Here is a 26449-nt window from a genome sequence, read left to right as displayed (position 1 = left end):
CCTGGTTGCCGGACCGCAACTTTTAGTTGGCATGCTCCATGGAGTCGCTGCTCATTTCGTCATGGCTCATGCTATCGTCGTGGCTCATGCCGTCGTCGTGGCTCATACCGTCGTCGTGGCTCATGCCATCGTCATGGCTCATGCCGTCGTCGTGGCTCATACCGTCGTCATGGCTCATGCCATCGTCGTGGCTCATGCCATCGTCGTGGCTCATGCCATCATCGTGGCTCATGCCGTCCTGACTCATCGAGTCCTGGGACATATTGTCGGTCTGGGCACTGGCGAGCGTGGTGAAGGCAAGGCCGCTGCTCAGCAGTACAGCACTCAAGGCGAGTAGATATTTGGGTGTCGTGCGGGTCATGATGCTCTCCTGATTTATCTAGGCAAACCGTGTCCGGTCCGACACGGCTTGCCCAAGATAAACAGGAATTGCAGCTCAATCATCACAGAATCATAACGTTCGGTGATAACGTTTCCGTGATGATTGACGAGGTACACTGGGCTAGGATTCACAGCTCACTTAGAGGAGATCCGATATGTCGTGCCCGATACTTTGCGTCGAGGACGATCCCGATATCGGCCGGCTATTAACGAGCATTCTCGTACAGGCGGGCCATCAGCCGACCTGGGTTTCGACCGGGGAAGAAGCCTTGCATCGATGGCGGAATGCCTCGCTCGTCGTTCTTGATCTGATGCTACCGGGCATCGACGGTCTCGCCGTGTGTCGAGACATTCGCACTCACGACGCCACCATTCCGATCATCATGCTGACGGCACTCGCCGGAACGCGGGACGTGGTCGTCGGTCTGGAAATCGGTGCCGACGACTACATCACCAAGCCATTCGACACCGACATCCTATTGGCGAGAATCCAAGCGCTTCTGCGTCGTCGAAAGGCGATGGAGGAGCGTACGTCGTCGACGCTTATGAAGATAAAGGCGCTGGAGATCGACATCGACGGTTACAGCGTCAAATTCGACGGAAACATGATTCAACTCACGACCCGGGAGTTCGCCCTACTGGTGTTCTTTGCCCGCCACCCTGGTAAGGGATTTTCCCGCAGCGAGTTGCTCGATGCCGTATGGGGCCCGGAATTCGACGGCTTTGATCACACCGTCAATACGCACATCAATCGGTTGCGCAGCAAGATTGAGCCAGACCCGGCGCGGCCCGAGTACATTCTCACCGTATGGGGCACCGGTTATCGGTTCACCGACGCCACCGTCGCCCCGGCATCAGTCTCCGACGAGAACGCCCCATGAGCCTCGGCCAATCGTTGCGCAGAACCTACCGCAGCCTGTTCGCGCGCATCGTGTTCGTCTATCTGGTGAGCATGATCGCACTCTCCACCACGACCACGCTGGTGGCGGTCGATCAGTTCAACCAGTTGGGACGCGAATGGCTGCAGCGCAATGAGATCGACATGGCCCATCACCTGACCCGCGTACTGCAGGATTCGCTCGACGACGGCGTCTACGCCCCCTCGACTCTAGCGGCCGTAGAGCAGGTCATGACCATCAATCCGGCGCTCTCGCTCTACGCGCTCGACACCGACGGCACGGTGGTTGGCGCTTACGGCCCCGACCGCTGTGGACTCGGCCGGCGAATCGACCGGGATGCTATCGACGAACTGCTTTCCGACATGCCCATGCTGCCGGTCTACGCAGACATGCCCTGCCGGGGCGACGAGGGCGTTTTTTCGGTTGCCCCGATCACCTACGGCCCGCAGCAGCAATCGGGCTATCTGATGGTGCAACTGGAGGCGAACACAGACGTCTCGATGGCCAACATCTGGCAGACGAGCAGCATCTCGCGCACGCTGCTCATCGCAGGCTGCGTGGCGTTGGCATTGACGCTGGCGGTGGGGCTCGCCCTCTTCGCTTTTCTGACGCGCCGCTTTTCCCGGCTGACCCGCACCGTCCAACACTTTGCCGAGGGCGATTACCGGCAGCGCAGTCCCGAGTCAATCGACGACGAAATCGGCCGGCTCGGGCGTGCCTTCAACGACATGGCGGCCACCATCGAAGCCCAGGTCGAGGCGCTGCACGATACCGACCGCCAGCGTCGGGAACTCATCGCCAACCTGTCCCACGAATTCCGCACGCCGATGACCTCCCTGTTAGGCTATGCCAAGCAGTTGGATCGCAGGCCTCTCGACGATGAAACACGCAGCGGTCTGGACGCCATTCGCGCCAACGTGGAACGACTGGCCCAGCTGGCCGACCAGCTCTCTCAGATGTCTCGCGCCAATATCGCTGGCCGACCGCTATGCCCAAGCACGTTCTCCTTCGCCGAATTGGCCAACGACATTCTAGGTAAATTTCACCCTCGCGCGCTGGAGAAAGGCATCGAGCTTCGTGTGGAGAACCAGGCGGCGATAGCCGAGGTCTCCGCCGACATCGAACTGATCGATCACGCGCTGACCAATATGGTCGACAACGCCATCACCGCCACCAACACCGGCGGCACGGTCTCGATCCGGATTCTCGAGTTCGACGATACCCGGCTCAAGATCGGGGTCAGAGATACCGGTGTCGGCATCCCCGAAAAAGAAATCCCCCTTATCTCACAGCGCTTCTATCGCACCACGATTGGACGTGAGCGGGGTGAAGGCACCGGGCTGGGACTCGCCATCGTCTCCGAAGTGCTGAAGCGCCACGAGTCCCAACTCGTCATCGAGAGCAAACCGGGAAAAGGCACCTGTATCTGGTTCACGCTGCCGAAGACGATACTCGATGAGAGAGCAATCCGCCCTCGCCGCCTGGGCTGACGAGTAGGCACTCGTCTCGCCCGCTATGCGGTTAATACGCTGGAGGAAACGCGACATGGACGCCGAACTGATCGGCATCGATCCATGGGCAGTCGCGCAACTAAAAAGCCCGCGATTGCTCGCGGGCTCAGTACTTAATGGCTCTTAGTAACCTAGCGTCTAGCTAAGTTGCATGGGTAGCTAAGATGCAAAGGCCTAATCAATCAACGGCAGCAGTGTATTCAGGCTATCCCGGGCATCGCCATAAAACATCCGCGTGTTCTCTTTGAAGAACAGCGGGTTTTCGATACCGGAGTAGCCGGTGCCCTGGCCGCGTTTGCTGACGAACACCTGCTTGGCTTCCCATACCTTCAATACCGGCATACCAGCGATGGGGCTATTGGGGTCTTCCTCGGCCGCCGGGTTAACGATGTCGTTGGAGCCGATCACGATCACCACGTCGGTGGTGGGGAAATCGTCGTTGATCTCGTCCATCTCCAGCACGATATCGTAAGGCACCTTGGCTTCCGCCAGCAGTACGTTCATATGCCCTGGCAAGCGGCCCGCGACCGGGTGAATACCGAAGCGCACGGTCTTGCCCGCTGCACGTAGCTTACGCACCAGGTCGCTCACTGCGCTTTGCGCCTGGGCCACAGCCATGCCGTAGCCCGGCACGATAATCACGCTATCGGCATCGTTCAGGGCACTCGCTACACCACCGGCGTCAATCGCCACCTGCTCGCCTTCGATCTCTGCCGCAGGCCCAGTGCTTCCGCCAAAGCCGCCTAGGATCACATTGACGAAGTTGCGGTTCATCGCCTTACACATAATGTAAGAAAGAATCGCACCGGAGGAGCCCACCAGCGCACCGGTGACAATCAGCAGGTCGTTGGAGAGCGTAAAGCCGACCGCCGCCGCCGCCCAGCCGGAGTAGCTGTTGAGCATGGAGACCACCACCGGCATATCGGCACCGCCAATACCCATAATCAGATGGTAGCCAATAAAGAACGCCAGCGCTGCGAGCACTAGCAGCGTCCAGAAGCCTGCGCCATTGAGGTACAAAATCGCCAATAGCAGTGACAGCACGGCCGCCCCGGCGTTGAGCAAATGGCCGCCGGGCAGTTGGCGTGGTTTACCGTCGACTTTACCTGCCAGCTTGCCAAACGCTATTACCGAGCCGGTGAAGGTCACCGCGCCGATAAAGATGGCGAAAACCACCTCAATTTGCAGAAAGGTAAGTTCGTCTGGGGCCTTGGTGGCCACCAGCGCGGCAAAAGCGGAAAACTCCTGTACGGCGCCATCCACTGCCTGCGCCGCCATGACTCGGCGGCGCTCTAAGTCCGCGCTCCAGGCCACAAACACCGCGGCTAAACCGACAAAGCTGTGCAGCGCCGCCACTAGCTGGGGCATTTCGGTCATCTCGACCTTGCCCGCTACGTACACGCCGATGCCTGCCCCAATCACCATCATCGGAATCAGCCACCAGTAGCCGCCAATACCCGGGCCTAAAGCAGTAAAGAACACCGCCACCGCCATGCCCACAATGCCGTACCACACGGCTCGTTTGGCTTTTTCTTGGTTACTCAGGCCGCCCAGCGACAGAATAAACAGCACACTCGCCGCGATTGCCGCGGCAGATACGAATCCTTGTCCTAACATATCGTCTCTCCGCCGCTTAAGATTTTTGGAACATGGCCAGCATCCGGCGTGTCACCAGGAAGCCACCCACAATATTGATTGACGCGATCAGCACCGAAATCGCCGCTAATATGCCCACGATCACGCTACTCGTGCCAATCTGCAAAATAGCACCGAGAATAATGATGCCCGAGATCGCGTTAGTCACCGCCATTAAAGGCGTATGCAGCGAATGACTCACGTTCCAAATCACCTGGAAGCCGATAAAGCAGGCCAGCACAAAGACAATAAAATGCTGCATAAATGAGGTCGGCGCCACCTGGCCAAGCAGCAGCATGAGCGCACCGCCGACAGCCAGCAATCCGATTTGACGCTTGGTTTGCGCCTTAAACGCCGCATGCTCGGCGGCTTTTTTCTCCTCCGGCGTGGGCTCCTTCTCTTTCTTTTTCGGCTTGGCCGCGCCAATCGCTTTCACTTTAGGGGGCGGCGGCGGGAAGGTGATTTCGCCACCGTGAGTCACCGTAGCGCCACGAATCACGTCATCTTCCATATTATGATTGATCACGCCGTCTTTCTCGGGCGTCAGATCGGTCAACATATGGCGGATATTGGTGGCGTAGAGAAGCGATGATTGCGTTGCCATGCGCGAGGGGAAGTCGGTGTAGCCGATCACCACCACGCCATTATCCGACACCACCCGCTCGTCTGGCTTGGTGAGATCGCAATTGCCGCCTTTCTCAGCCGCTAAGTCGATCACCACCGAGCCCGGCTTCATGGCCTCGACCATATCTTCCAACCACAGCTTAGGTGCGGGCTTGCCGGGAATCAACGCGGTGGTAATCACGATGTCCACATCGGCCGCCTGCTCGCGGAAACACTCAAGCTGCTTTTCGCGGAACTCCGGGCTTGAGGGCGAGGCGTAGCCACCGCTTTCGGAACCGTCCTGGCTATCTTCGAAATCGAGGAACAGAAACTCCGCGCCCATGGATTCGATTTGTTCAGAGACCTCGGGGCGTACGTCAAAGGCGCGCACTACGGCGCCCAGGCTGGTGGCCGTGCCGATCGCCGCCAATCCCGCCACGCCAGCGCCAATGACCAACACCTTGGCCGGGGGCACTTTACCTGCCGCCGTTACCTGGCCAGTGAAGAAGCGGCCAAAGTTGTTGCCCGCCTCTATCACCGCCCGGTAGCCGGCGATATTGGCCATGGAGGAGAGCGCGTCCATTTTCTGCGCCCGTGAAATACGCGGCACCATATCCATAGCAATAACGGTGGCGCCCTGGGACTTGCACTTCTCGAGCAGCGCTTCGTTTTGCGCTGGCCAGAAGAAGGCAATCAAGGTTTGGCCTTCCCGCAGCCGCTCGGCCTCTTCATCAGAGGGCTCTCGGACTTTAATGACCACCTCAGCGTCGTTCCAGAGCGCATCAGCCCCGTCCACGACGGTAACGCCTGCATCACGATAAGTGTCGTCATTAAAGCCCGCTGCCAAGCCAGCGCCGGTTTCTACCAAGCACTCGTGGCCCAGTTTTTGGATCTGCTTCGCGCTCTCAGGGGTCAGCGCGACGCGCGCTTCCCCCCGGGCACTCTCTTTCGGTGCGCCTATTTTCACTCTTGTTCTCCCTTGCTTAACCTTATTGCAGTGCCGCAGTTGCTCAATGGGCCCTGCACCTTTAACGGCGTCCGTGATAACGCCTTAATAGCAGTCTAGGATCTAACGGGGTGGCTGCCAGATACTATTCAACCTTTGATACAACAGGGTTGTTTAATTACAACATCCACTAGTGTGCATGATGGTTCCCTTAACGTCTAAAGTCGTTAGCAAACTCAGTAAGCACCTGGTAGAGCCACCTGTTAGCAGGATCATTGGCATAGAGCCCATGCTGAATCAACGTCATTTTTAGTGCGGGGAGCTCTTTAGGCGGCTCCACCAAACGCACCGGCAGCATAGCAACGAACCGTTCAGCCATTTGACGTGGGAGCGTCATGATCGCTTCCGTCAGCGCCACCACCCGCGCCGCGGCGATATAGTTGAGGTTTTTAGAGATGACCCGGCGGGTTAAGCCGTGTTGAACAAGACAGTTATCGATATTACTGGGGCGCAGGCCGCTAATATCCGCCAGCTCCACATGGAGCGCATCCGCAAACTGACCAATATTCAGTACATCGCCCACGCGAACATTATGGGTAGCAGCCAGGCAGACCAGTTCCTCATCCATCCAGGGAGTCTGAATCACGCCGCTTGGCAGCGCGCTTTGGCTATCCAGCCCTACCACCATATCAATTTGGCGCTGTTCCAGCCCCTCACTCAGCACATCTGGGGTAATCAGCTCAATGGAAAAGCTAATGCCCGGCGCATAGGCCAGCAGCTGACTTAAAAAGAGCGGGTACATGACCTCTTCAAAGTAATCCGTGGTGGCGAGCGTAAAGCGTCGCGTGCTGTTGGCAGGCGTAAACATTGCGGGGGGCGTAAGCCCTTGGCGTAGCATCGCTAGCGCCTGTTGCACCACGGGCAGCAGCGCGAGTGCCCGGGGTGTCGGCTGCATACCGTTTTCGGTACGCACTAGTAGCGGATCATCCAACGATTCACGCAGCCGTTTTAAGGCATGGCTCAAGGCGGGTTGGCTTAAATGCAACGTTTCTGCCGTGCGAGTGACGTGACGCTCGCGCATCAGCGCCTCAAATACCAGTAGCAAGTTCAGGTCGAAATGGCGTAGCGAGCGCATAGCTTCTCATTATTCATACCACGAATGATTAAATTCTAAACATTCATTTAATTTATCACCAGGAATTGCTTATTGTCTGCCTCTCATTCGCCCACCAGCGACTATCAGCGATAATCCAGCACTCAAGGAGAAGCACACCGGTGACCCACCCACAAGCTATGTCTGCACAAGCTATGTCCGCACAAACCATGCCCAGCCTTTATGGCGATGTGATTTCTACCTTTATGGGCGTAGCAAAAGCATCGGATCCTAAGGCAACCGATGCCGACGTGGTGGTGAGTGGCGTGCCCTTTGACCTTGCTTGTTCTGGCCGTGCGGGCACCCGTATGGGGCCGAATGCTATTCGTCAAAGTACCGCCAACCTGATCTGGGAAGGCAAGCGCTGGCCATGGGACTTTGCTTTGGAAGAGCGTCTCAAGGTGTGCGATGCGGGCAACGTTGATTACGCGTATGGTGAGCCCGAAAGTCTGGTCGATAACCTGGAGACTCACGCCAACCGTTGGTTAAGCGCGGGTAAAAAGATGCTTACCCTGGGCGGCGACCACTACATTAGCCTGCCGCTACTGCGCGCCCACGCCCGAGAGCACGGCCCGCTGGCGCTGATCCATTTTGACGCCCACACAGACACCTACGAGCAAGGCACGCGCTTTGACCACGGCACTATTTTTCACCACGCTTTAAAAGAAGGCTTGGTGGTGCCTGAGCACTCGCTGCAAATAGGTATTCGCACAAGCTACGACCGCCACAACCACCCTTACGAGGTATTGGATGCGGACTGGGTCAATGAGCACGGTGCAGCCGCTGTACTGGAGCGTATTCGCGCCAAAGTGGGTCATCATCCCGCTTACGTCAGCCTGGACATTGATGGCCTCGACCCCGCCTACGCCCCCGGCACCGGCACGCCGGTGTGCGGTGGCATGTCCACCGACCTGATGCTGAAAGTGATCCGTGGCATGGTAGGCATGGAACTGGTCGGTATGGACGTGGTGGAAGTGAACCCCGCCTACGATCACGGCGACATTACCTCTCTTGCCGCCGCGACGCTGGGGCTTGAATTTTTGTATACCCTGGCGGCATCTAAGGGCGTTTAACAGTTAGCCTCCGCCATCTCTAGGCTGATGGTATTGAGATGGCGGGGGCGGAACAGACTATCCTTGAGAGGCCGCCAGCGCTTGATCAATATCCGCCAGCAGATCGTCGATATGCTCAATGCCGATCGATAGGCGCACCATATCCGGCGTGACGCCAGCGGCTTTTAGCTCCTGCTCGTTGAGTTGGCGGTGCGTGGTAGAGGCGGGAATGGAAGAGCAGCTTTTAGCATCGCCGATATTCACCAAGCGGAGAATCAGCGCCAGCGCATCGTAGAAGCGCTCACCAGCGGCCTGCCCACCTTCAATGCCAAAACTAAGAATCCCCGAGGCATGGCCGTTCATATAACGCTGGGCCAGCGCATGATCCGGATGGTTTTCCAAGCCAGCATAATGCACCCAGGTGACCAACGGATGGCTTTCCAGATGCTTGGCAACCGCTAAGGCATTGGCACAGATACGCTCAATCCGTAGTGACAACGTTTCCAACCCCTGGAGCAGGTTCCAGGCCGCCTGGGCAGAGAGCGCCGCCCCCATATTACGTAGCGGCACCACGCGGGCGCGGGCAATAAAGGCCGCATCGCCCACATCACGGGTATAGCTCACACCGTGATAGGAGACATCAGGCTCGTTGAGCAGCGGAAAACGGCTGGCATTCTCGGCCCAGGGAAAGGTGCCCGAATCAACAATCACACCGCCCACCGTGGTGCCGTGACCGCCGATATATTTGGTCGCCGAGTGGACAACGATATCCGCCCCGTGCTCAATCGGCCGACATAAGAACGGCGTCGCCGTGGTGTTATCGACTATTACCGGCACCCCATGATGATGCGCCGCTTCGGCGAGCTTTGTTAGGTCGACCACGCCACCCGAGGGGTTACCAATGCTTTCGCAGAAAACCGCTTTGGTACGCTCATCGATCAGCGCTTCGATGCCATCAATATCGTCTTTATCGGCAAAACGCACCTGAATGCCTTGGCGCGGCAAGGTGTGGGCAAACAGATTATAGGTACCGCCATACAGCTCGCTGATCGAGACAATGTTATCGCCCGCTTCAGCAATGGTCTGGATCGCATAGGTGATCGCTGCCATTCCCGATGCCACCGCTAGCCCGGCGATACAGCCTTCCAACGCGGCTACCCGCTGCTCCAACACGGCGCAGGTCGGGTTCATAATGCGCGAGTAAATGTTTCCTTCGACTTTAAGATCAAAGAGATCCGCCGCGTGCTGCGCATTATCGAAGGAAAACGACGTGGTTTGATGAATCGGCACCGCCACGGCGTTTTGTGAATCAGGCGAATAGCCATGGTGGAGGGCAATGGTTTCTGGCTTCATGAGAACGGCTCGCTATTTTTTGTTGAGATCCGCTATTGATCCTAAACAAGCGCTGCGAGGAAGGCCAACAATCGTTCGCCCTCCGGTGCCAAGCGAGCCCACACACGTTAACCAACACTACTCACTGCGCGCCACTGCATTGTTGGCGTGCAAGCTTCCCGCATGCACAACCTTAAGCTGTATCCCTGGCTACGCTAGGCATCTAACGAAGCGTTTTATTCCTCCGCCTTGCGGCGTCTGAGGGTATTTCATGGTTGTACGCTATATGTTTAATTTAGTGTTTAAGTGAGGTTAAAGGTATCGTGCCCTCGATCAGTTGATCTGCAATATGGTGAAGCTACGGGAGGACTTTTTTATTTTCAGGTGAAGAGGAATGACACCATGATTAACCGTGAAGACATTCATCAACGACCAGACCAGGTGATTGACATCACAGGCTGGGATGTTCACCAAGATTATGAAGTCTTCCCAGTAGGCGCTCGTGACAAATCACTCCGCGTCTGTCCCGACCCCGCCCCATATGATTTCTGTGTTCCTGGACATCGATATTTATTTAAAGAAGCTATTAAAAGCGCGAAAAGCTCTGAGCCACGATACCCCGATCAATATTGGGCGGAGGTAATCGCTTTTCATATCGGCCGATTAATGGGCCTTACCCTACCACCCGTTTTTGTTGCCTTTGACTCGTCTCGAAACGAGCCAGGTACAGTCAACGAGTGGTTTATTGGCTATGCCGATAGCAGGGAAGATCGCTATGTTGCTGGCGTAGATTACTTGCAACGGCTTATACCAGCGTTTGATATAGATAAAGGCAGGCAGCATAATTTAACATCCATTATCGAACTAAGCCGTGTGCTAGAGAGAGGCGGATGGCTTACCCATGATTAGCGACAATACTGGGGACTTTGCCTATGTTTTGATGCGTTAATTGGCAACACTGATCGCCATCAAGAGAATTGGGGATTGATTTGGGGAGAAAACGGCCCAACTGCCCGTTACACGCCCTACTTTGATAATGGCACCAGCCTCGGTCACGAGTTGCAGCCCCAGAAAATGCAGCGCATGATGCGCGACCATAATGAATTCAATGCCTACCTTAACAGAGGGCAGCACCACATGCGCTGAGCCAAAGGCGACAAAAAGCGCCTGCCGCTTATTCAGGGTGTTACTCAGTATTGTCAGCAATTCCCTGCTATTCGACCAATACTGATAGAACGCTTACAACGTTGGTGCGATGATGACCTTAGAGACATCCTGAATGACTTAACTTACTTTGACACCCCACATCCCATTACCCAAGAACGTGCTGACTTCATAGCGTTTTTGACTCTGACAAGGAGAGAGCGCCTTTTACAGGCTCTGGAGAACTGATATGACCCGCTTAATCGAACACTTGGTGGAACCACACCGGCTGCTGCTTTATTGGCAGGCACGCGAGAGCAAAATGCGCTCTCGCTATCTAGTGGGAGAATTGGTCAAGCGGGACAATAACGTGGTTCTGGTGTATGCCCTGGATAGCTCAGAGATGGCAGAAGCAAAGCTTTTGGGCTTTCGAGGCTACCCGGCATTTTCTATGAGGCAAGCAGAGCACAATCATCAAGTATTGGAAGCTTTCACTCGCCGCTTGCCGCCACGCAGTCGTCGTGATTTTGGGCGTTATCTGGAACTGCGCGCTATCCCAGAGGATGCCAACATTAGCGACTTCGCTTTACTGGGTTACAGTGGCGCCAAGCTACCCAATGACGGTTTTGAACTTGTTCACCCTTTCGACAACCCACCTGAAACCTTCGAGGTATTAATCGAAATAGCAGGCTTTCGGCACGAATCACAGCTTGAGATAACAGATTTACAGGTAGGCAGCAGTGTTCAATTTGTCCCCGAACCTGAGAGCCCTGTGGATGCTGATGCTATCCGCATCGAAAGCGCTGGGTGCAAACTGGGCTATGTCCCGAGAGGAAACCTCGACATGCTGCACCGCATGTTAAAAGAAGGCGCGATCCTCGAAGGGGAAGTATTTCGCACCAACGGGACATCAGAACGCCCGCTTGTCTATATTCTGACGCGTATTTTAAGAGGCGACCTACCCTTTCAAGCGCTAAAAATGCAAGCTTAGACCCATTGATGCTGAATACTCCATTATCTGGAGCTCCCCTTGCTGCTTGCGCTTTGTATAGCGCGGGTAGGCCAGAAACAGTCCAAACACGTTTACCAATTCCACTCACTGCGCGCCACCGCGTCATGGGCGTGCAGGCTTTCAGCATGCACGACCTTGAGCTGAAACCCAGATACCCCCGGCGCTTGCCGTAGTGCTTTATCCAGCCGCCTGGCCGCGTCTTCACAGAACATCAGGTTTTGTCCATTGGCGAGGGCAAAGGCCTGTTCATCGATACGTTTTACCGCGGTTTGCAGCGCGGTACCGAGTGCTCGCTCGATACGGTCAATCGAGTTTTCAATAAAATCCGCGAGGGGCCATTCTCCGTTTTCGCTTTCAGATAACCGCAAACTGCATTCGACACTGCTGCGCTGACTATGGGGCGTTGCGAGTATCCCCTCTTCGCTGCCTAGCCACGCAGATACCGCAGATTTGGTTAACGGGATTTCCGCAAAATCTTCCTCAAAGGCCTGCTGAATCAGCTGCCTTGCCAGCGCCGCCGAGCAGGGGCAGGTGGACGAATACCCCACTGTAAGGTCGAGTTCAGCCTGAAAGCCAGCGGGCGTTAATTGGCAGCGCAAGGTGAAGGGGTAACTTTTCCACCCGGCTAAAGGGCTGATCAAGGCTTGCCGCTTAAGCGGAAGCTCGCCTTCGATGCTTAGATAAGCATGCTGCGATAAGCCATCTTGGCTGGTTAAAAATGCATTCAATATGTCCTTAACCGCTTGAAGTGTCAGCGGCGCTTCTTCAAGCGGTGCCAGCGCCAAATACAGCCGGGACATATGGATTCCCCGTGCATCAGCGTCATCCAGGCTAACCCCTGCATTGAGCTTGGCCGTCACACTGCGGCTGTCTAGTCGGATGGGGAGTGCGATGCCTTCCATGCCCACCCAGGTCAAAGCGGCCGGAGAGCGGGCGGTTTGGCTGGCTACATCAGGCAGGGTTAAAACAGTCATTGGGCTACCTCTTGGGATGCATGAAAAAAGCGGTACAACTCAGCCACTGTTTCCGGCGTCACGTTTTGGGTAATAAATACAAAGCGAGATACACGGTCTCCCACGCTGTTCTTGGGCAGCGGCGCGGATGGATGAAAAATATGTTGCACACCGTGCAGTGCGAGTGGCGTATCCCGGTCAGTAAGATGAACAATGGCTTTAATGCGCAGCATTTTATCGCCCATTAGCGACATCAAAATATCCAGCCAATTCTCCAGCACCTCAGGCTCAATAAGCTCGTTAACAATAAAGCAGAACGATTTAATGTTGTCGCTGTGGGGGGAGCCTTCGGGCTGATAAGAACCGAGCGGCGCGCCGGTGAGCAGCCTGGGCGTTAAAGGAGCGGCTTGATGCACGGCGTAACTGCCGGCTTTGAGCCACTTCTCGACCTGATACTCCTGGGAGTCCTTGTGAGCGTCGTTGTCCGTGCCGGCATAAGGGGCATGGCGGGCCAGCCCTGCCCCCACTAACAAGTCCGCCGAAAGTTCGCCGTTGATTACCTGCCACTGCTCAGCCGCTGGGTTGAGTCGAGCCAGTCGATTAGCCAACTGGGAAACCGTCTCCTCGCTGGCCAGGTCAGTTTTGGTGATTAATAGCTTTTCGGCCACCGCCACCTGCTGCTGCGACTCCCGGTGTGCATCAAGAGTCCCCATGCCGTTCGCCGCATCGACGCAGCAAACCACACTATCCAGCTTAAAGCGGTGCGCCAGCCAGTGATCCGTCATCAATAGTTGCAGCAGCGAGGTAGGCGACGCCAGCCCGGTGGTCTCGATCACTACCCGAGACGGTAGGGCTTTGTCTTGGGCCTCCAGATCTTCCAATGCTTGTTGTAGCGTGCGACTAAGGTCACCCCGTAGCGTGCAGCACAAGCATCCGCTGCTCATTTCGATCACCGCCTGCTCATCGCTTTGGGTAATCAATTGATGATCCAACCCGATGGCGCCAAACTCGTTAATCACCATCAGGGTATTGGCCATGGAGGTTTGGTGTACCCAGCGGTTGAGTAGCGTGGTTTTTCCACTGCCGAGGAAACCGGTCAGTACATTGATCGGGATTAATGGTGGCTCCCGCATAACGGCTCACTCCCACCTGGCTTTACGATAGTGGTGTTCTTTACTCTCCTGACGCTCTTTGGCTTCAATGCATAGTTTCGCCGTAGGCCTAAAAAACAGCCTTGGGAGCCCGATAGGTTCGCCGGTCTCTTCGCAGTAACCGTACTCGCCGTTCTCAATTCTTTTTAATGCCGCCTCAATGTTGCTAAGCAAGCGGCTTTCCCGATCGGCTTGGCGAAGAGCTAGACGCAACTCCTCTTCAAACGAGGCTTGATCCGCTTCATCGCTATCTCGCTCATGGGAGGCAATTGCGGTCTTGATCTCTTTTAAGTGCACCTCAAGTTCACTTCGCTCGGCGAGTAGGCGATGACGAAAGAACTGCAGCTGTTCATCGTTCATATAGTCACTGGTGGGCATGGCTAATAGCTTGGCTTCCCATGCTTTTTCAGATGACTCATTCTCCCAGTCAACGTTGACCGCCTTTTCATCCGTACTTTGGTTACTCATATGTTGCACATTCATACTTTGGTTACCCATTCATTGTTCTCGCGATATTGCCCTGATCAAGACATAACCGCACTCGTCGGTGCTCGTTCCCAGTGGTCGAGATAGCTGCTGAGATAGCGGCTATTAAGCAGGCTCAATGGTCATGAGTAGTCGCTTGCTCCCGTTTTCTAACGCAGGGCTTCTATGCACCAGGCCCCGCTCTTCGCAGCCTACCCAGCCGCTTCCTTTGATTAACGCTATGTCCCCCGGCGAAAGGCGTTGAATAGCGCTGGTATCGGTTGCGATATCAGATCGCTCGGGGTGCGGCGCGCCCAGGCCCTCGCGATTAATGGCGTGCTCGGGCAGCCATTCGCTGCCCGGGCCGAAATAGGTAATCACCATGCGCACGGGGAGGTTATCGCAGTGAAAGCGTGGGCACATGGCGCTAGTGAGCAGGCGCAGGCGAATGCCGACGGTTTGGGTGTCAAACAGAAAGGCGATGGCTTCGGCAATCGTCGCCATATCCTCAATCAGCGGGGAAGCCGCGTCCGGGGCGGGAATGTGACGGCGCAGGTCGGCGATGAAGGCTTCATCGGGGTGACCAAGCCAGCTATATTGCCAGGCACGATCCGTTTGGCATTGCGCCTGGGCGCTAAAGGCAATATCGGCGGGCAGCGGGCGCTGAAAGATCGCGATGTTGATGGCGTCTTCAAAAATACGCGGCAACACGCTGATGTCGTGATCACCGGCGGCATGGTCTGGCAACGCCAATTGAGCGGTGGGCCGCCGTAGTGGAGACGTAGTTGGAGACATAGGTGAAGACATAGGTGAAGACATAAATGACTCCATAAGCGATGTTAATGAACTAACGGGGTATAAGTTGCCCAGCGGCAAAAGAGGTTGCCACTGCTTCCACCGCGCTATTTACCTGAATGAAAGGACGCAGGCTGGAGGCGCTGACGCAACAAGCGCCAGCTTTGGGTCACGACCGTGGCCAGGGTGAACAGCACAGCGGCTAGCGTGACAATCGTCGGGCCGGTCGGAGTGTCCATCACATAAGCGGTTCTCAGCCCTGCCGTCACCGCCAGCATGGCGATCCCTGCGGCCAGAATCGCCATAGCTTCTGGCGTGCGGCAAAAAGGCCGGGCGGTGGCCGCCGGGATGATCAACAAGGCCGCTATCAGCAGCACGCCCACTACTTTCAGCGCCACGGCGACGACCACCGCGAGTGCCAAGGTGAGCACCAGCTGTTCGCGCCGGGGCTGGATGCCGCTGGCATAGGCAAGCTCGTCGCTCAACGTGGCGGTCAATAACGATGACCAGCGCCAGAAAAGCAGCGTCAGCACCAGCAATACGCCGCCGCCGATAATCCAGAGATCGGTTTTGCCGACGGCCAGAATATCGCCAAACAGATAGGCACTCAGGTCGAGGCGCACCCCGGCAAGAAACGACACCGCCACCAGGCCGATGGCCAGGGCCGAGTGCGCCATTACTCCGAGCAAGGTATCCATGGCATAGCCACGCCCACTGAGCATTGACACACAGCTTGCCATCACCAGGGCGACCGTCAGTACGCCTAAGAAGATGGAGACGTCCAATAACAGCGCTAACGCCACGCCTAGAATGGCGGCGTGGGCAGTCGCATCGCCGAAGTAGGCCATGCGCCGCCACACCACGAAACAGCCCAGGGGGGCGGCGGCCATGGCCACCAGCACACCGGCGATCATCGCCCGCCACATAAAATCATCCAGCATTGGCGGCCTCCTGATGATGGTGGCGGTAGAGGGCTAAGGTCTGGGCGGTCTGATCGCCAAACAGCGCCTGATAGTCCGGTGATGAGGCCACTTGCTCGGGCTTGCCCTCGCAACAGATAACGCGATTCAGGCACAGCACGTGGTCAGCGGTACGCATAACGACGTGGAGGTCGTGGCTGACCATCAACACGGCGCATCCGTAGGTGCGGCGCACGGTTTCGATATGCTGGTAGAATTCTGCGGTGCCTCGGTGGTCGAGCCCTTGTGTCGCCTCATCAAGAATCAGAATGTCAGGCCTTGTCAGCAGCGCCCGGGCCAGCAGCACGCGCTGAAACTGGCCGCCCGATAGCTGGCTCATCGCCGCATTGATCAAAGCCTCGGCACCGGCATCTTCCAGCGCCTTTTGCACACTGCGATGGGGATGGCAACGCGGCAAGTTGATAAAGCGCTTGACCGTCATGGGCAGGGTAGGATCCAGGTGCAGCCGTTGGGGCACATAACCGATACGCTGCTGCGGGGCGATGGTCACCTGGCCGGAGGTGGGCGTTACCGCACCGATCAGCGTTTTCACTAGTGTGGATTTCCCCGAGCCATTAGGGCCAATCAGGGTCACCACCTGTTGCCGATATAAATCGAGATTGATGTTCTCGAGGATATGCTGTCCGCCGAAACGAACGTTCAGTTGGCGAACGTTCAGAATCGCATCGTGATCAGGAGGCTGAGCAAGCCGCATAATTGAAGGTCGTCTTTTCTGCATTTGTAATGTTATAACATATCCATCTCGCATAGGCGAGTGTCGATGCCTATGTTCGAACCCAGAAAAGCCATAGTTGATGATGAGGAGAACCCTGATGAATAACCGTTTAGCTCGTTTGTCTTGGCCGCTATTAGCGGCTTTCCCGCTGGTTGCCGCCGCAGAAGTGCCGCATGTGGCGGTGGATATTCCACCCGTGTATTCGCTTGTCGCTAAGGTGATGGGGGAGCGCGGCGATCCTGAGCTGTTTATTCAGCCCGGTGCTTCGCCGCATGGTTATTCGCTACGCCCTTCTGAAGCACAATCCCTCGATGATGCGGACCTGGTGGTATGGGTAAGCGACGCGCTGACGCCCTGGCTATCCGGCGCCATCGACAGCCTGGCGGGTGATGCACGCCACCTTGAGCTAATGGATGTGCCTGGCATCACCACATTGGAATACCGCGAAGGCGCGACCTTTGCGCTCAACGATGGGGATGAACACGGTCACGGGCACTATGATCACGATCATCATGAGCATGATCACGGCGATCACGAACACCACCACTATGCAGACAGCCATGACGAAAGTGGGCACGATCATGACCACCACGGCCATGATCACAGCCATACCGGCATGAATCCCCATGCCTGGCTGGATCCTGCCAATGCCCGCCGTTGGCTGGATGCCATCGCCGAACAGTTAAGTGAGATCGACCCTGATAACGCAGCGTACTATCGCGACAACGCCGCCCAGGGGAAAGAGGACTTAACCAGCCTTCAGGAACATATTCAGGATCGTTTGGCCAGCAGCGCCGACACACGCTTTATTGTTTTCCATGATGCTTACCAGTACTTTGAGGAGGCCTTTAATGTGCACGCGGCTGGGGCCATCTCCATTGGCGATGCCTCTTCACCTAGCCCTGCGCGTATCGAGAAGCTGCAAACGCTGGTGAATGATGAAAATATCCAGTGTGTGTTTAGTGAACCCCAGTTCAATCCGCAGATGGTCAATAACGTCTTTGGGGATACGTCCGCTTATATCGGCGTCATGGATCCCTTGGGCGTAGGTCTGACGCTGGATGCAGGTCTCTACGATGCGCTGCTGGAGCAGTTGGCCGATGAGATTACGCGCTGCACTGACGGCTAAACAGCTTTTTTCTGAAACAGCTTGCCGAGTTGATAGAGGTCGTGCATATATCTATCAAACTTCGTAATAAGCAGTGACGTAACGATAAAGGCATAAATCAGCAGCATGACTGCCATGGGGTCGTTTAGCCAAGCCAGCCAAGGCATCGAGACTGGATAACCCAGCGTATAAACACTCATGGCAGCCAGTAGCTGAACCAAGAAACAGTTCAAAATAACCAGTGTAATCAACGCTGCGCGTATATTGGTATGCGGCAGCGTTGTTTTCCAAAACGGCAAGTGACGCACTTTTACGCTGTTTACATTCGCACTGCTATCGCCGTTAAAACACAACCGCGCTTTACGCCGCAACAAAGGAATCGCGTAGACGCCTTTTTCCTCTTCAGCAAAAGCCTTCAGTGCGATATCCCGATCGAGATTAGGGCTCAAGGCATTGGCTGCCGCTTGATCAAAGTCTGGCCGGGCATGGGTTTGCGTGGCGGTTTTGGCTTGGTCAGAAAGCGCTTGTAAGTGGCTTTTATCAGCCTTCGACAACTTTTTATCGTTGCCGACGTTGATGTTGTAATGAATTTCATACACCTGATACAGAGCTGCGGTCACGCCCACAAAGATCATCAAAAAGACAATATATATCAACATATTAACGGGCACCTCCTAAACGAAACCGAACCAGCTAGGCGATAAATAGCTTTGTTAGCGTTCAAACTAACTTAACGACTATGCCTATGCACAGCTGACAAGTACAGGCTCAGAAGGCCTCAAAAAAGCCGGATCAGACGACGGATCGCAACCGTGGTAGTGCTCCACAGCGTGCATTAAACCAGGGAGATGAAGACTCCTAGTCATTCATCGCCGAAGATAATGGGCGTTAAACCACTTTTGCTATTCGTCTGGCTAATCAATACCAAACCGTCACTAGGACAGTTGACCAAGGTTACATCGTCAGAGATGACAGATAGGCAGGCTGGTCGATGATATCCGCCACATAATGCAGCCTTTCCTCCCAGTCCTCTCTTGTCAGTTGACCACCGAAGCACAAGCGCAGAGCTTCAGGGGGATGGTTGTCGGTACTAAAAGCAGCGCTGGCAACCGCACTAACGCCATGTGAACGTAATTGCACCGCCAGCTCTGAAGGGTTCCAGCCAGAGTGCTTGGGCAGCTTAAGCCATAGGTGGAAAGCACCTTTGGCAGACACGATGCGCTGACGTCCCAGAATCTTCTCGGCTATTTCAAGGCGGGCAATGGCCTCGATACGGATCGCTTTAAGCATGGCATCCGCCGTCCCATCGGTTATCCACTCGGTGACCAGGGCATCAATCAGCGGGCTGGACATCACCGAGGTGGCTCGAAGCGCGCCAGCGGTTCTCTGCGCCTGCCGCTTGGTAGGGGCGTGTAGGAATCCTGATCGCAAACCGGGGCCAAAACACTTGGCAGTCCCCGTCAGATAGTAAGTGAGCTCAGGGGCCAAGTTAGCAATAGGGACGACCTTCTCTTCGCTGAGCATGGTGTAAGCATCATCTTCAATAATCGGGATGCTATAGCGTAAGGCAACATCGGCCAAAGCTTCACGACGCCCCAAGGGAATAGTCGTCGTCGTGGGGTTTTGGATGGTGGGATTAATGTACAAAACGGCCACTTGCCCCTGTTTACAGATATCCTCGAAGGAGCGAACAAGGGGGCCATCGGAGTCACGCTCCAATGAATGCAGGGTCAGCCCGAGCTGAGCCGCAATAGCCTTTAGGCCAGGGTAGACCAAGCTTTCGACACAGATTAGCTGACCTGGGACTACCAACTGCATCAGCAACCCAACCAGGCCGCTGTGAATACCGGGGCATATCAAGACCTGTTCCAGTGTCGTGTTGTCCAGCCGCCGATCCAGCCATTGGAGCGCAGCCACACGGTCATGATGGCTGCCACCAAAGGTTTGATAACGCAGCAGTGAGTAAAGATCACGCTGGGCCAACACCGAGATAGCGCTATCGCGTACTCGTTCAATCAACGTCGGTATCGCGGGCTCAATCATTAGGTTCATGGTCATCTCATAACCACTGCTCGGCTTCACTGACACTGCCTTACCTTTAATAAAAGTGCCCGAGCCCGGATGCGAGTCAATCAAGCCACGCAGCTTAGCTTCGTTATAGGCACGCGCCGCCGTCGTGTAATTGATACTCAAAGCCCCCGCCAGTTCTCTCAGCGGGGGCAGTCGCTCGCGGGGCTGCAGCCGACCACTACCGATATCTTCAGCAATCAATTCAGCGACCAGACGATAAGCTGGCTGGCTGACCTCCTTGTCTAAACGTTTTCGCCAGCGTTCCAGCTCAGATGTATGCATATCTTCCCCGTCGTTAAATAAACATTGTTACCTACTCTTCTTATCGACCAAAACTTATCACTGATGGGCTAAAGATTGCACAAATAAAAAATTGATTGCATATGTACTTAATGGTGCAAAACACACTTTTATTGCACAAATAAGGTGAAAAACACAGTTTTTTTGAAACATTAGCCTTTTATTATTTTTTTAGCCTAAAAATTTGGTCAATTTTTAGGCTTAGAGCGACCTACATGATCGACAATTGATTGGATCAATAAGCATATCAATTGGCACGTCGATTGCTCCGTATTGATCGTACCGCTTGTGTAAGCACGGCGGTTAACGACTCTCCCACTCGCAATAAACGGAGCTTAGACATGCCTACAGTGACGCAACCACTCAACAAGAAAGGCGATTTTCTGGTCGACTACGAAGAGAAGGTTTTTGAAGACGTAAAAGCGAAACCAGGCGAAAAAGCCCTGGTAACTTTTCATACGGTTGCCTTTGAGGGGTCGATCGGCTTCGTGAATATGCTGCAGGCAACGCGTTTGCTGCGTAAAGGCTTTGAAACCTCCATCTTACTGTATGGCCCTGGCGTCACTTTGGGTGTCCAGCGTGGCTTCCCGACCCTGGGCGATGAAGCGTTTCCCGGCCACATGAATTTCAACAATCAGTTGACCAAGTTTATGGCCGAGGGAGGCAAGGTCTACGCCTGCCGCTTTGCTCTTCAAGCACTCTATGGTCATGGCGAACCGTCACTCATTGAGGGCATCCGCGCGATCAATCCACTGGATGTGCTTGACCTCAAGCTGCTTCACGTGCGCGACGATGCACTGATCATCGATACCTGGACGGTCTAAGGGGAGCAGCGGTCATGGCACAAGCAAACATGACAGGAACGACCATAGTGCGGGCCGCTGCCGCTCAGCTTTCTCCCGATCTTGAGAGTGTTGGCGGCACGCTGGTCAAGGTACTGGATACAATCGACGAAGCGGCCAGCAAGGGGGCTGAGCTGATCGTGTTCCCCGAAACCTTCGTTCCCTACTATCCGTACTTTTCATTTGTCTACCCCGCCGTGGCCTGTGGCGCCGAGCACTTCCGGCTGTATGAACAGGCCGTGGTGGTACCAGGCCCGATCACTGATGCTGTCGCTGAGCGCGCTCGCACCCTGAGCATCGTCGTCGTGCTTGGCGTTAATGAGCGTGATCATGGCACCCTCTACAATACTCAACTGATCTTTGATAGCGACGGGCGTCTGTTGCTGAAACGCCGAAAGCTCACGCCGACCTACCACGAACGCATGATTTGGGGCCAGGGCGATGCCTCGGGCTTGAAGGTGGTGGATAGCGCCGTGGGCCGTGTTGGCGCCCTGGCCTGCTGGGAGCACTACAATCCGTTGGCACGTTATGCCCTGATGACCCAGCACGAGCAGATCCACTGCAGCCAGTTTCCTGGCTCGCTGGTCGGCCCAGTCTTTGCGGATCAAATTGAAGTAACCATCCGTCATCACGCCCTTGAAGCGGGCTGTTTCGTGGTTAACGCCACCGGCTGGCTAACCGACTCCCAAATCGAATCCATTACCCCCGACACCACGCTACAACGTGCTCTGCGTGATGGCTGTAACACCGCCATTATCTCGCCAGAAGGTAAGCACTTGGCCGAGCCGCTGCGCAAAGGAGAAGGCATCGTTATTGCCGACCTGGATTTCGCTCTGATTACCAAGCGTAAGCGAATGATGGATTCGGTGGGCCACTATGGGCGTCCTGAACTGTTGAGCTTAGTCATTAACGATATGCCCGCCCACTGCTGCCAGCCACTGGCCACTTCCGCTCAGGGCCATAATGCCCAAGGAGATGAAGATGAGTAAGCTCGCCGATCGCTCACGCTTGTTCACCGAACTTCAAACCCATGGCGTACGCCTGCAGGATGCATCACAAGAGCATGTCAGCCGACGGGGCGGCGCTGGCCCTTCTGACCATCAGGCAATAACCATCGATGGAATCACTATGATGGTGCCCGTCTATACCCAGTCGGCATGGCGTTCACCGTTTAGCGTAGTGTCAGGTGATGAAGGGCATAGGCTGACTGAAAACACGATTCCTATGGCCGATATTACCTTTGCAGATACGCCCCACTTCTACGACCTGCAAACCGCTGACGGCGTCCCCTACACGCATATCGCCACCTTGCATAGCCGCGATGTACTGGCCACGACGGTACTGCAAACATGCATCCGCTATGAGAGCAGGCGCAAAGCCTGCAAATTCTGCTCGATTGGTCAATCACTCCAAGCCGGGCGCACCATTGCGCATAAGTCCCCAGACCAACTGGCCGAGGTGGCTAAGGCCGCTGTCGAGCTCGACGGTGTCAAACATATGGTCATGACTACCGGAACGCCAGCCACGTCTGACCGAGGAGCCAGCGTCCTTTGCGAAAGTGCCAGGGCCATCAAAGCGGCCGTGGATCTTCCGCTGCAAGGGCAGTGCGAACCACCGAAGGATCCCGTTTGGTATGCCCGCATGAAGGAAGCTGGCATTGACAGCCTGGGCATGCATCTCGAAGTGGTCACACCTTCGCTAAGAAAAACGCTAATGCCAGGCAAGGCAGAGGTTGGCATCGAAGAGTATATGCAGGCGTTTCGCGATGCTGTTGACGTCTTTGGCCGCGGGCAAGTCAGCACTTATATTCTTGCCGGGCTCGGGGATACCCGCGAGGCCATTCTGGAAACCTGCCAACACCTAATCGAAATCGGCGTTTATCCCTTTGTAGTGCCGTTCGTGCCGATTAACGGCACGCCATTAGAAGATCATAAGCCGCCCAGCGCCGACTTTATGGAGTCGATCCTGGCGCCGTTGGGCAGACGTCTCAAGCTCGCAGCGTTGCGCTCTAGCGATATCAAAGCGGGCTGCGGGCGTTGCGGTGCCTGTTCAACGTTGTCTGAGTACGAGCGCTAACAGCACGCGAAACGCTTAATAGAGGAGTGCCCGATGATGTCAACATCCGACGCCTATTCGGCCTATTCCAACTACCGGATCAAGTGGGCGAGCCTGCCTTGGGAAACCGATGAAGCAATGGCATTGCGGCGGCGCGTTTTCTGCGATGAGCAGGCAATATTTGATCAGGACGACCGAGATGCCATCGATGAATCAGCCCACCTACTCGTCGCTTTAGGGTGCACAGGAGGATGGTATGAGCAAGTGGTGGGGACAGTGCGTATTCACGAATCAGAACCTGGACTCTGGCATGGTTCGCGTCTTGCTGTTGACCCAGCCTTCCGCGCCCAAGGCCGCCTAGGCTCCACGCTGATTCGGCTGGCCGTCTCCAGCGCTCATGCATTGGGCTGCCAACGCTTTTTGGCCCGGGTACAGGCCCAGAATGAGGCTCTTTTCCAACAGTTGCACTGGCGAAGCATTGGAGAGGAGTTAATCCTTGATCGACCTCATGTCGTCATGGAGGCCGACCTTACCCACTACCCCCCTTGCCACTCTCCTCTTAGCGGCTTTGTTGTGCCTGGACGTCAACGCCAACCTCTCGCTGAGCTGGCGCCTGGGCTGCTTAAGATCCTTTCAGCCCCCGCACTGAGACAAGCATCATGAGCCAAAAGCAACGACTCGACCTAACAGAACTGCTCCAGAAAGTGCACGATTATAGTGGTCTTGCCCATAAGGCCGATATCGCGCGGATCGCTCCCAACCTGACAGCACTGCCCGATGGCTGGCATCCCAACGGCGACGATACCGCGGCCATTCCCAGCGGCGAAGGCTACACACTGTTGGCGATGGAAGGGCTACTTACCGCCTTCGTCGCCGAGGATCCTTGGTTTGCTGGCTGGTGTTCGGTGATGGTTAACGTCAGTGATATCGCCGCAATGGGCGGGCGGCCCCAGGCAATCGTCAATGCTCTATGGAGCCATGACCCAGAAAGCGCTGAACTAATTGCCAAAGGCATGCGTGATGCCGCCGACACCTTCCGCATTCCCATCGTCGGTGGCCACACCAACCTTCGCTCCAATCAGCCGCAATTGGCGGTCGGCATCCTGGGTCGAGCCCAATGCCTGCTGAGCAGTTTTGCAGCGCGGCCTGGGCAGCTATTAGTGGCGGCTATCGACCTGCGCGGCGCCTATCAAGCGCCCTATCTGAATTGGAACGCGGCCACAACGGCGCCCGCTGAGCGTTTGCGTGACGACATCGAACTGCTTCCCTGTATTGCTGAAGCGGGCTTGGCTATCGCAGCCAAAGATATCAGCCAGGCCGGTCTCCTCGGTACCACCTTAATGCTCATGGAGAGCGCTGATGTAGGTGTGAGCATTAACCTTGACGCCATCCCGAAACCCGAGAAAGTCACTTGGGAAGACTGGTTATGCACCTTCCCTAGCTTCGGTTACCTGCTCACCACGGATAATGAGCACCTTCCCATGCTGCTAGAGCGCTTCCGTGCCCGTGGCATCGCCGCCGCGCAGATCGGCGAGATCGTTTCCTCACCTCAGCTCTGGGTAGAAACCGACAATGATCGCCAGTTGTTCCATGACCTTGCAACGACTCCATTAACCGGACTGAGTCGTCCCCAAATGCCCATTCCCCAACAGGAGCTTTGAGCATGCCAGCCATACACTTCCACGTTCGCTGGCCAGACGGCAGCGAAGACCAGTGTTACTCACCCTCCACCGTTTTAAAGGAGTACTTCCAGGTCGGCGAGCGTCTCAGCGTCGATGCTTTTGTGGAACGCGCCGATATAGCCCTAGAGGCGGCCAGCCAGCGCGTCGAACAAAAATTCGGCTTCTTCTGCTCCAGTGCCATGGATCAGTCGACGGCTATCAAGGCCAAAGCCCAGCAGTTTGGCAATAATCCGCAGGACATGGTCGAAATTATCCGCATCGACTAGCCCATCAAACATCTCATCAATCGTTGCAAAGAGAGAGCGATATGAAAGACCTACGTAAGCACTATTCTGCCATTATCATCGGTGGCGGTCAGGCGGGGCTATCCGTCAGCCACTACCTTCAACAACAGGCAATCGGCCATCTCGTTATAGAGAAACACAGCTTAATGCATAGCTGGCAGACAGCGCGTTGGGATTCATTCACCTTAGTGACGCCGAATTGGCAGTGCCAGCTACCCGATCATCCCTACGACGGGGATGATCCTAAAGGCTTTATGAAACGAGACGACGTCGTCGCTTACCTTGACCGCTTTGCCACCAAGGTTCAGCCTCCCGCCCTCGAAGGCGTTGCCGTTAATCGCGTCAGTCTGAATAGCAACGGGAAGTACGCAGTGAAGAGTTCCGCGGGTGAGTTTAGCGCGGATCAGATCGTGGTGGCCTCCGGCGGTTATCATCTCCCTATCATTCCACGTATGGCAGAGCGATTGCCCGATCGGTTGTTCCAGCTACATTCCGCGGAATACCGAAGCCCTGAACAGTTACCCGAGGGGGCGGTGTTGGTGGTGGGCTCCGGCCAATCTGGCGCCCAGATTGCCGAAGACCTGCACATTGCTGGGCGAAAAGTCTTCCTCGCTACTGGTGATGCCCCGCGCGTGGCGCGTCAATATCGCGGCAAAGATGTTGTCGAATGGCTTGATGAAATGGGCTACTACGAGATGTCGGTCGATCAGCACCCATTACGTGAGGGAGTAAGAGATAACACCAACCACTATGTCACAGGACGTGACGGGGGCCGGGAGATCGACCTGCGCAAGTTCGCTCTCGAAGGTATGGAGCTATTCGGGCTATTAGAAGAGTACCGCAATGGGGACTTTATCTTTCGCGATAATTTGCAAGCCAACCTCGATCATGCCGACAGTGTTTACTGCAACATAAACCAGCGAATTGATGCCTATATCGCCTCCCAGGGTATCGAGGCCCCACCAGCGTCCGAGTACACGCCATGCTGGGAACCGAACCAAGAGCGTTCCGAGCTAAATCTGGTCGACGCAGGGATTAGCGCCGTTATCTGGTGCATCGGCTTTCGCCCTGACTTTCACTGGCTTGATGCTTCGGTATTCAATGGTCAGGGCCATCCCATACACAAACGCGGTGTCACCCAACAGCCCGGCCTCTACTTTATTGGCCTGCCATGGCTGCATACCTGGGGCTCTGGGAGGTTCTCTGGGGTGGCGGCTGACGCTGAATACTTGGTTGAACGCATCAAAGCTTATCAGCGACAACAGGATGCGGCGTTACAACCGCTCTCGGAGCAAGCGTCAGCCTGACGCGGTTCACACTAGCCATTGGGCTGCTATCAGAGTGTTACTGCATCGTTACTCGCTTTGATCGCAGGTTTTTTC

The 26449-nt window shown here is 55.7% G+C and carries 27 protein-coding genes; 13 read left to right on the top strand and 14 right to left on the bottom strand.

What is annotated here, in order from left to right; all coding sequences use genetic code 11:
* Positions 1–22: 22 nt before the first annotated feature.
* On the bottom strand, positions 23–361 hold the full coding sequence (locus HZS52_RS07360; RefSeq protein ID WP_190374438.1) for a pentapeptide MXKDX repeat protein: 339 nt from the start codon (positions 359–361) through the stop codon (positions 23–25).
* A 175-nt stretch (positions 362–536) separates the two neighbouring features.
* Here HZS52_RS07360 and HZS52_RS07355 point away from each other — a divergent pair, with 175 nt between their 5' ends.
* On the top strand, positions 537–1262 hold the full coding sequence (locus tag HZS52_RS07355) for a response regulator transcription factor (protein ID WP_138801177.1): 726 nt from the start codon (positions 537–539) through the stop codon (positions 1260–1262).
* Positions 1259–2770 carry a sensor histidine kinase gene (locus tag HZS52_RS07350; RefSeq protein ID WP_190374437.1) on the top strand — a complete coding sequence of 504 codons (1512 nt, stop codon included), beginning with the start codon at positions 1259–1261 and terminating at the stop codon, positions 2768–2770. Before HZS52_RS07355 ends, HZS52_RS07350 begins: the two co-directional genes overlap by 4 nt.
* A gap of 195 nt (positions 2771–2965) precedes the next feature.
* Here HZS52_RS07350 and HZS52_RS07345 read toward each other — a convergent pair whose 3' ends face one another.
* From HZS52_RS07345 to HZS52_RS07335, 3 genes are all read right to left on the bottom strand, one after another.
* Entirely contained in the window at positions 2966–4408 is a 1443-nt protein-coding gene (locus HZS52_RS07345) for an NAD(P)(+) transhydrogenase (Re/Si-specific) subunit beta (RefSeq protein ID WP_190374436.1), read from the bottom strand.
* Positions 4409–4424: 16 nt separating this feature from the next.
* Complete coding sequence (locus HZS52_RS07340; RefSeq protein WP_009286033.1) at positions 4425–5996, bottom strand: Re/Si-specific NAD(P)(+) transhydrogenase subunit alpha; 1572 nt, start codon at positions 5994–5996, stop codon at positions 4425–4427.
* A gap of 190 nt (positions 5997–6186) precedes the next feature.
* Complete coding sequence (locus HZS52_RS07335; RefSeq protein ID WP_190374435.1) at positions 6187–7110, bottom strand: LysR family transcriptional regulator; 924 nt, start codon at positions 7108–7110, stop codon at positions 6187–6189.
* Between the two features lie 173 nt (positions 7111–7283).
* Between HZS52_RS07335 and speB the strand changes: the two genes are divergently transcribed.
* On the top strand, positions 7284–8201 hold the full coding sequence (speB, locus tag HZS52_RS07330; RefSeq protein ID WP_263366013.1) for an agmatinase: 918 nt from the start codon (positions 7284–7286) through the stop codon (positions 8199–8201).
* A 57-nt stretch (positions 8202–8258) separates the two neighbouring features.
* Here the strand turns inward: speB and HZS52_RS07325 are convergent, their stop codons facing one another.
* On the bottom strand, positions 8259–9533 hold the full coding sequence (locus tag HZS52_RS07325) for an O-acetylhomoserine aminocarboxypropyltransferase/cysteine synthase family protein (RefSeq protein ID WP_190374434.1): 1275 nt from the start codon (positions 9531–9533) through the stop codon (positions 8259–8261).
* Positions 9534–9914: 381 nt separating this feature from the next.
* Between HZS52_RS07325 and HZS52_RS24365 the strand changes: the two genes are divergently transcribed.
* Positions 9915–10421 carry a hypothetical protein gene (locus HZS52_RS24365; protein ID WP_223828080.1) on the top strand — a complete coding sequence of 169 codons (507 nt, stop codon included), beginning with the start codon at positions 9915–9917 and terminating at the stop codon, positions 10419–10421.
* Between the two features lie 36 nt (positions 10422–10457).
* Here the strand turns inward: HZS52_RS24365 and HZS52_RS24360 are convergent, their stop codons facing one another.
* Positions 10458–10718, bottom strand: a complete 261-nt coding sequence (locus HZS52_RS24360; RefSeq protein ID WP_223828079.1) for a hypothetical protein — start codon at positions 10716–10718, stop codon at positions 10458–10460.
* A gap of 187 nt (positions 10719–10905) precedes the next feature.
* Between HZS52_RS24360 and HZS52_RS07315 the strand changes: the two genes are divergently transcribed.
* Complete coding sequence (locus HZS52_RS07315; protein ID WP_190374433.1) at positions 10906–11646, top strand: HIRAN domain-containing protein; 741 nt, start codon at positions 10906–10908, stop codon at positions 11644–11646.
* 92 nt (positions 11647–11738) lie between these two features.
* Here the strand turns inward: HZS52_RS07315 and folE2 are convergent, their stop codons facing one another.
* The 6 genes from folE2 to HZS52_RS07285 form a co-directional block, all read right to left on the bottom strand.
* Positions 11739–12641: a GTP cyclohydrolase FolE2 gene (gene folE2, locus HZS52_RS07310; protein ID WP_190374432.1), complete on the bottom strand. Its 903-nt coding sequence runs from the start codon at positions 12639–12641 to the stop codon at positions 11739–11741.
* Positions 12638–13753 (bottom strand): CobW family GTP-binding protein, encoded by a 1116-nt coding sequence (locus HZS52_RS07305; protein ID WP_141440509.1) that lies wholly within the window; start codon positions 13751–13753, stop codon positions 12638–12640. The genes folE2 and HZS52_RS07305 overlap by 4 nt, the downstream gene beginning before the upstream one ends.
* Before the next feature lie 6 nt (positions 13754–13759).
* The gene (dksA, locus tag HZS52_RS07300; RefSeq protein ID WP_190374431.1) at positions 13760–14239 is read right to left on the bottom strand and encodes an RNA polymerase-binding protein DksA; all 480 of its coding nucleotides are present in this window, start codon (positions 14237–14239) and stop codon (positions 13760–13762) included.
* A 123-nt stretch (positions 14240–14362) separates the two neighbouring features.
* Positions 14363–15031, bottom strand: a complete 669-nt coding sequence (locus HZS52_RS07295) for a DUF1826 domain-containing protein (RefSeq protein WP_190374880.1) — start codon at positions 15029–15031, stop codon at positions 14363–14365.
* Positions 15032–15138: 107 nt separating this feature from the next.
* Positions 15139–15972 (bottom strand): metal ABC transporter permease, encoded by an 834-nt coding sequence (locus HZS52_RS07290; protein ID WP_190374430.1) that lies wholly within the window; start codon positions 15970–15972, stop codon positions 15139–15141.
* On the bottom strand, positions 15962–16705 hold the full coding sequence (locus tag HZS52_RS07285) for a metal ABC transporter ATP-binding protein (protein ID WP_190374429.1): 744 nt from the start codon (positions 16703–16705) through the stop codon (positions 15962–15964). The genes HZS52_RS07290 and HZS52_RS07285 overlap by 11 nt, the downstream gene beginning before the upstream one ends.
* 118 nt (positions 16706–16823) lie before the next feature.
* On the opposite strand from HZS52_RS07285, the gene HZS52_RS07280 reads away from it, so the two are divergent.
* Positions 16824–17855: a zinc ABC transporter substrate-binding protein gene (locus HZS52_RS07280; RefSeq protein WP_190374428.1), complete on the top strand. Its 1032-nt coding sequence runs from the start codon at positions 16824–16826 to the stop codon at positions 17853–17855.
* On the opposite strand, the gene HZS52_RS07275 is transcribed toward HZS52_RS07280, so the two are convergent.
* Positions 17852–18493 (bottom strand): hypothetical protein, encoded by a 642-nt coding sequence (locus HZS52_RS07275; RefSeq protein ID WP_159177553.1) that lies wholly within the window; start codon positions 18491–18493, stop codon positions 17852–17854. The two genes, HZS52_RS07280 and HZS52_RS07275, sit on opposite strands and share 4 nt — an antisense overlap.
* A 295-nt stretch (positions 18494–18788) precedes the next feature.
* Complete coding sequence (locus tag HZS52_RS07270; protein WP_138801200.1) at positions 18789–20186, bottom strand: aminotransferase-like domain-containing protein; 1398 nt, start codon at positions 20184–20186, stop codon at positions 18789–18791.
* Positions 20187–20545: 359 nt separating this feature from the next.
* On the opposite strand from HZS52_RS07270, the gene HZS52_RS07265 reads away from it, so the two are divergent.
* The 7 genes from HZS52_RS07265 to HZS52_RS07235 are packed head-to-tail and all read left to right on the top strand — an operon-like array spanning position 20546 to position 26374.
* Complete coding sequence (locus HZS52_RS07265; RefSeq protein ID WP_022521498.1) at positions 20546–21028, top strand: MSMEG_0572/Sll0783 family nitrogen starvation response protein; 483 nt, start codon at positions 20546–20548, stop codon at positions 21026–21028.
* Positions 21029–21042: 14 nt separating this feature from the next.
* Positions 21043–22035 carry a Nit6803 family nitrilase gene (locus HZS52_RS07260; RefSeq protein WP_223828078.1) on the top strand — a complete coding sequence of 331 codons (993 nt, stop codon included), beginning with the start codon at positions 21043–21045 and terminating at the stop codon, positions 22033–22035.
* A complete protein-coding gene (locus HZS52_RS07255; RefSeq protein WP_035581372.1) occupies positions 22028–23122 on the top strand; it encodes an MSMEG_0568 family radical SAM protein in 1095 nt (364 codons plus the stop codon). Before HZS52_RS07260 ends, HZS52_RS07255 begins: the two co-directional genes overlap by 8 nt.
* 33 nt (positions 23123–23155) lie before the next feature.
* Positions 23156–23764, top strand: a complete 609-nt coding sequence (locus tag HZS52_RS07250; protein ID WP_022521495.1) for an MSMEG_0567/Sll0786 family nitrogen starvation N-acetyltransferase — start codon at positions 23156–23158, stop codon at positions 23762–23764.
* The gene (locus tag HZS52_RS07245; RefSeq protein WP_190374427.1) at positions 23761–24762 is read left to right on the top strand and encodes a sll0787 family AIR synthase-like protein; all 1002 of its coding nucleotides are present in this window, start codon (positions 23761–23763) and stop codon (positions 24760–24762) included. The genes HZS52_RS07250 and HZS52_RS07245 overlap by 4 nt, the downstream gene beginning before the upstream one ends.
* Before the next feature lie 2 nt (positions 24763–24764).
* The gene (locus HZS52_RS07240) at positions 24765–25049 is read left to right on the top strand and encodes an MSMEG_0570 family nitrogen starvation response protein (protein WP_022521493.1); all 285 of its coding nucleotides are present in this window, start codon (positions 24765–24767) and stop codon (positions 25047–25049) included.
* A gap of 41 nt (positions 25050–25090) precedes the next feature.
* On the top strand, positions 25091–26374 hold the full coding sequence (locus HZS52_RS07235) for an MSMEG_0569 family flavin-dependent oxidoreductase (protein ID WP_138801203.1): 1284 nt from the start codon (positions 25091–25093) through the stop codon (positions 26372–26374).
* Positions 26375–26449 lie beyond the last annotated feature (75 nt).

Origin of the sequence: Vreelandella titanicae, assembly GCF_014697095.1 — a bacterium.
GTDB lineage: Bacteria > Pseudomonadota > Gammaproteobacteria > Pseudomonadales > Halomonadaceae > Vreelandella > Vreelandella titanicae.
Note: the sequence above shows the minus strand (reverse complement) of the source record. Positions and strands in the feature narration are given on the sequence as shown.

Excerpts from the sequence above, each read along its gene's own strand:
- HZS52_RS07345 (WP_190374436.1), bottom strand. The coding sequence starts at position 4,408 with ATGTTAGGACAAGGATTCGTATCTGCCGCGGCAATCGCGGCGAGTGTG.
- HZS52_RS07240 (WP_022521493.1), top strand. The coding sequence starts at position 24,765 with ATGCCAGCCATACACTTCCACGTTCGCTGGCCAGACGGCAGCGAAGAC.
- HZS52_RS07290 (WP_190374430.1), bottom strand. The coding sequence starts at position 15,972 with ATGCTGGATGATTTTATGTGGCGGGCGATGATCGCCGGTGTGCTGGTG.
- HZS52_RS07350 (WP_190374437.1), top strand. The coding sequence starts at position 1,259 with ATGAGCCTCGGCCAATCGTTGCGCAGAACCTACCGCAGCCTGTTCGCG.
- HZS52_RS07355 (WP_138801177.1), top strand. The coding sequence starts at position 537 with ATGTCGTGCCCGATACTTTGCGTCGAGGACGATCCCGATATCGGCCGG.
- HZS52_RS07250 (WP_022521495.1), top strand. The coding sequence starts at position 23,156 with ATGATGTCAACATCCGACGCCTATTCGGCCTATTCCAACTACCGGATC.
- dksA (WP_190374431.1), bottom strand. The coding sequence starts at position 14,239 with ATGAGTAACCAAAGTACGGATGAAAAGGCGGTCAACGTTGACTGGGAG.
- HZS52_RS07245 (WP_190374427.1), top strand. The coding sequence starts at position 23,761 with ATGAGCCAAAAGCAACGACTCGACCTAACAGAACTGCTCCAGAAAGTG.
- HZS52_RS07260 (WP_223828078.1), top strand. The coding sequence starts at position 21,043 with ATGGCACAAGCAAACATGACAGGAACGACCATAGTGCGGGCCGCTGCC.
- HZS52_RS07285 (WP_190374429.1), bottom strand. The coding sequence starts at position 16,705 with ATGCGGCTTGCTCAGCCTCCTGATCACGATGCGATTCTGAACGTTCGC.
- HZS52_RS07255 (WP_035581372.1), top strand. The coding sequence starts at position 22,028 with ATGAGTAAGCTCGCCGATCGCTCACGCTTGTTCACCGAACTTCAAACC.
- HZS52_RS07325 (WP_190374434.1), bottom strand. The coding sequence starts at position 9,533 with ATGAAGCCAGAAACCATTGCCCTCCACCATGGCTATTCGCCTGATTCA.
- HZS52_RS07270 (WP_138801200.1), bottom strand. The coding sequence starts at position 20,186 with ATGCATACATCTGAGCTGGAACGCTGGCGAAAACGTTTAGACAAGGAG.
- HZS52_RS07275 (WP_159177553.1), bottom strand. The coding sequence starts at position 18,493 with ATGTTGATATATATTGTCTTTTTGATGATCTTTGTGGGCGTGACCGCA.
- HZS52_RS07235 (WP_138801203.1), top strand. The coding sequence starts at position 25,091 with ATGAAAGACCTACGTAAGCACTATTCTGCCATTATCATCGGTGGCGGT.
- HZS52_RS07280 (WP_190374428.1), top strand. The coding sequence starts at position 16,824 with ATGAATAACCGTTTAGCTCGTTTGTCTTGGCCGCTATTAGCGGCTTTC.
- HZS52_RS07360 (WP_190374438.1), bottom strand. The coding sequence starts at position 361 with ATGACCCGCACGACACCCAAATATCTACTCGCCTTGAGTGCTGTACTG.
- HZS52_RS07315 (WP_190374433.1), top strand. The coding sequence starts at position 10,906 with ATGACCCGCTTAATCGAACACTTGGTGGAACCACACCGGCTGCTGCTT.
- speB (WP_263366013.1), top strand. The coding sequence starts at position 7,284 with ATGTCCGCACAAACCATGCCCAGCCTTTATGGCGATGTGATTTCTACC.
- HZS52_RS24365 (WP_223828080.1), top strand. The coding sequence starts at position 9,915 with ATGATTAACCGTGAAGACATTCATCAACGACCAGACCAGGTGATTGAC.
- HZS52_RS07335 (WP_190374435.1), bottom strand. The coding sequence starts at position 7,110 with ATGCGCTCGCTACGCCATTTCGACCTGAACTTGCTACTGGTATTTGAG.
- HZS52_RS07305 (WP_141440509.1), bottom strand. The coding sequence starts at position 13,753 with ATGCGGGAGCCACCATTAATCCCGATCAATGTACTGACCGGTTTCCTC.
- folE2 (WP_190374432.1), bottom strand. The coding sequence starts at position 12,641 with ATGACTGTTTTAACCCTGCCTGATGTAGCCAGCCAAACCGCCCGCTCT.
- HZS52_RS07295 (WP_190374880.1), bottom strand. The coding sequence starts at position 15,031 with ATGTCTCCAACTACGTCTCCACTACGGCGGCCCACCGCTCAATTGGCG.
- HZS52_RS07265 (WP_022521498.1), top strand. The coding sequence starts at position 20,546 with ATGCCTACAGTGACGCAACCACTCAACAAGAAAGGCGATTTTCTGGTC.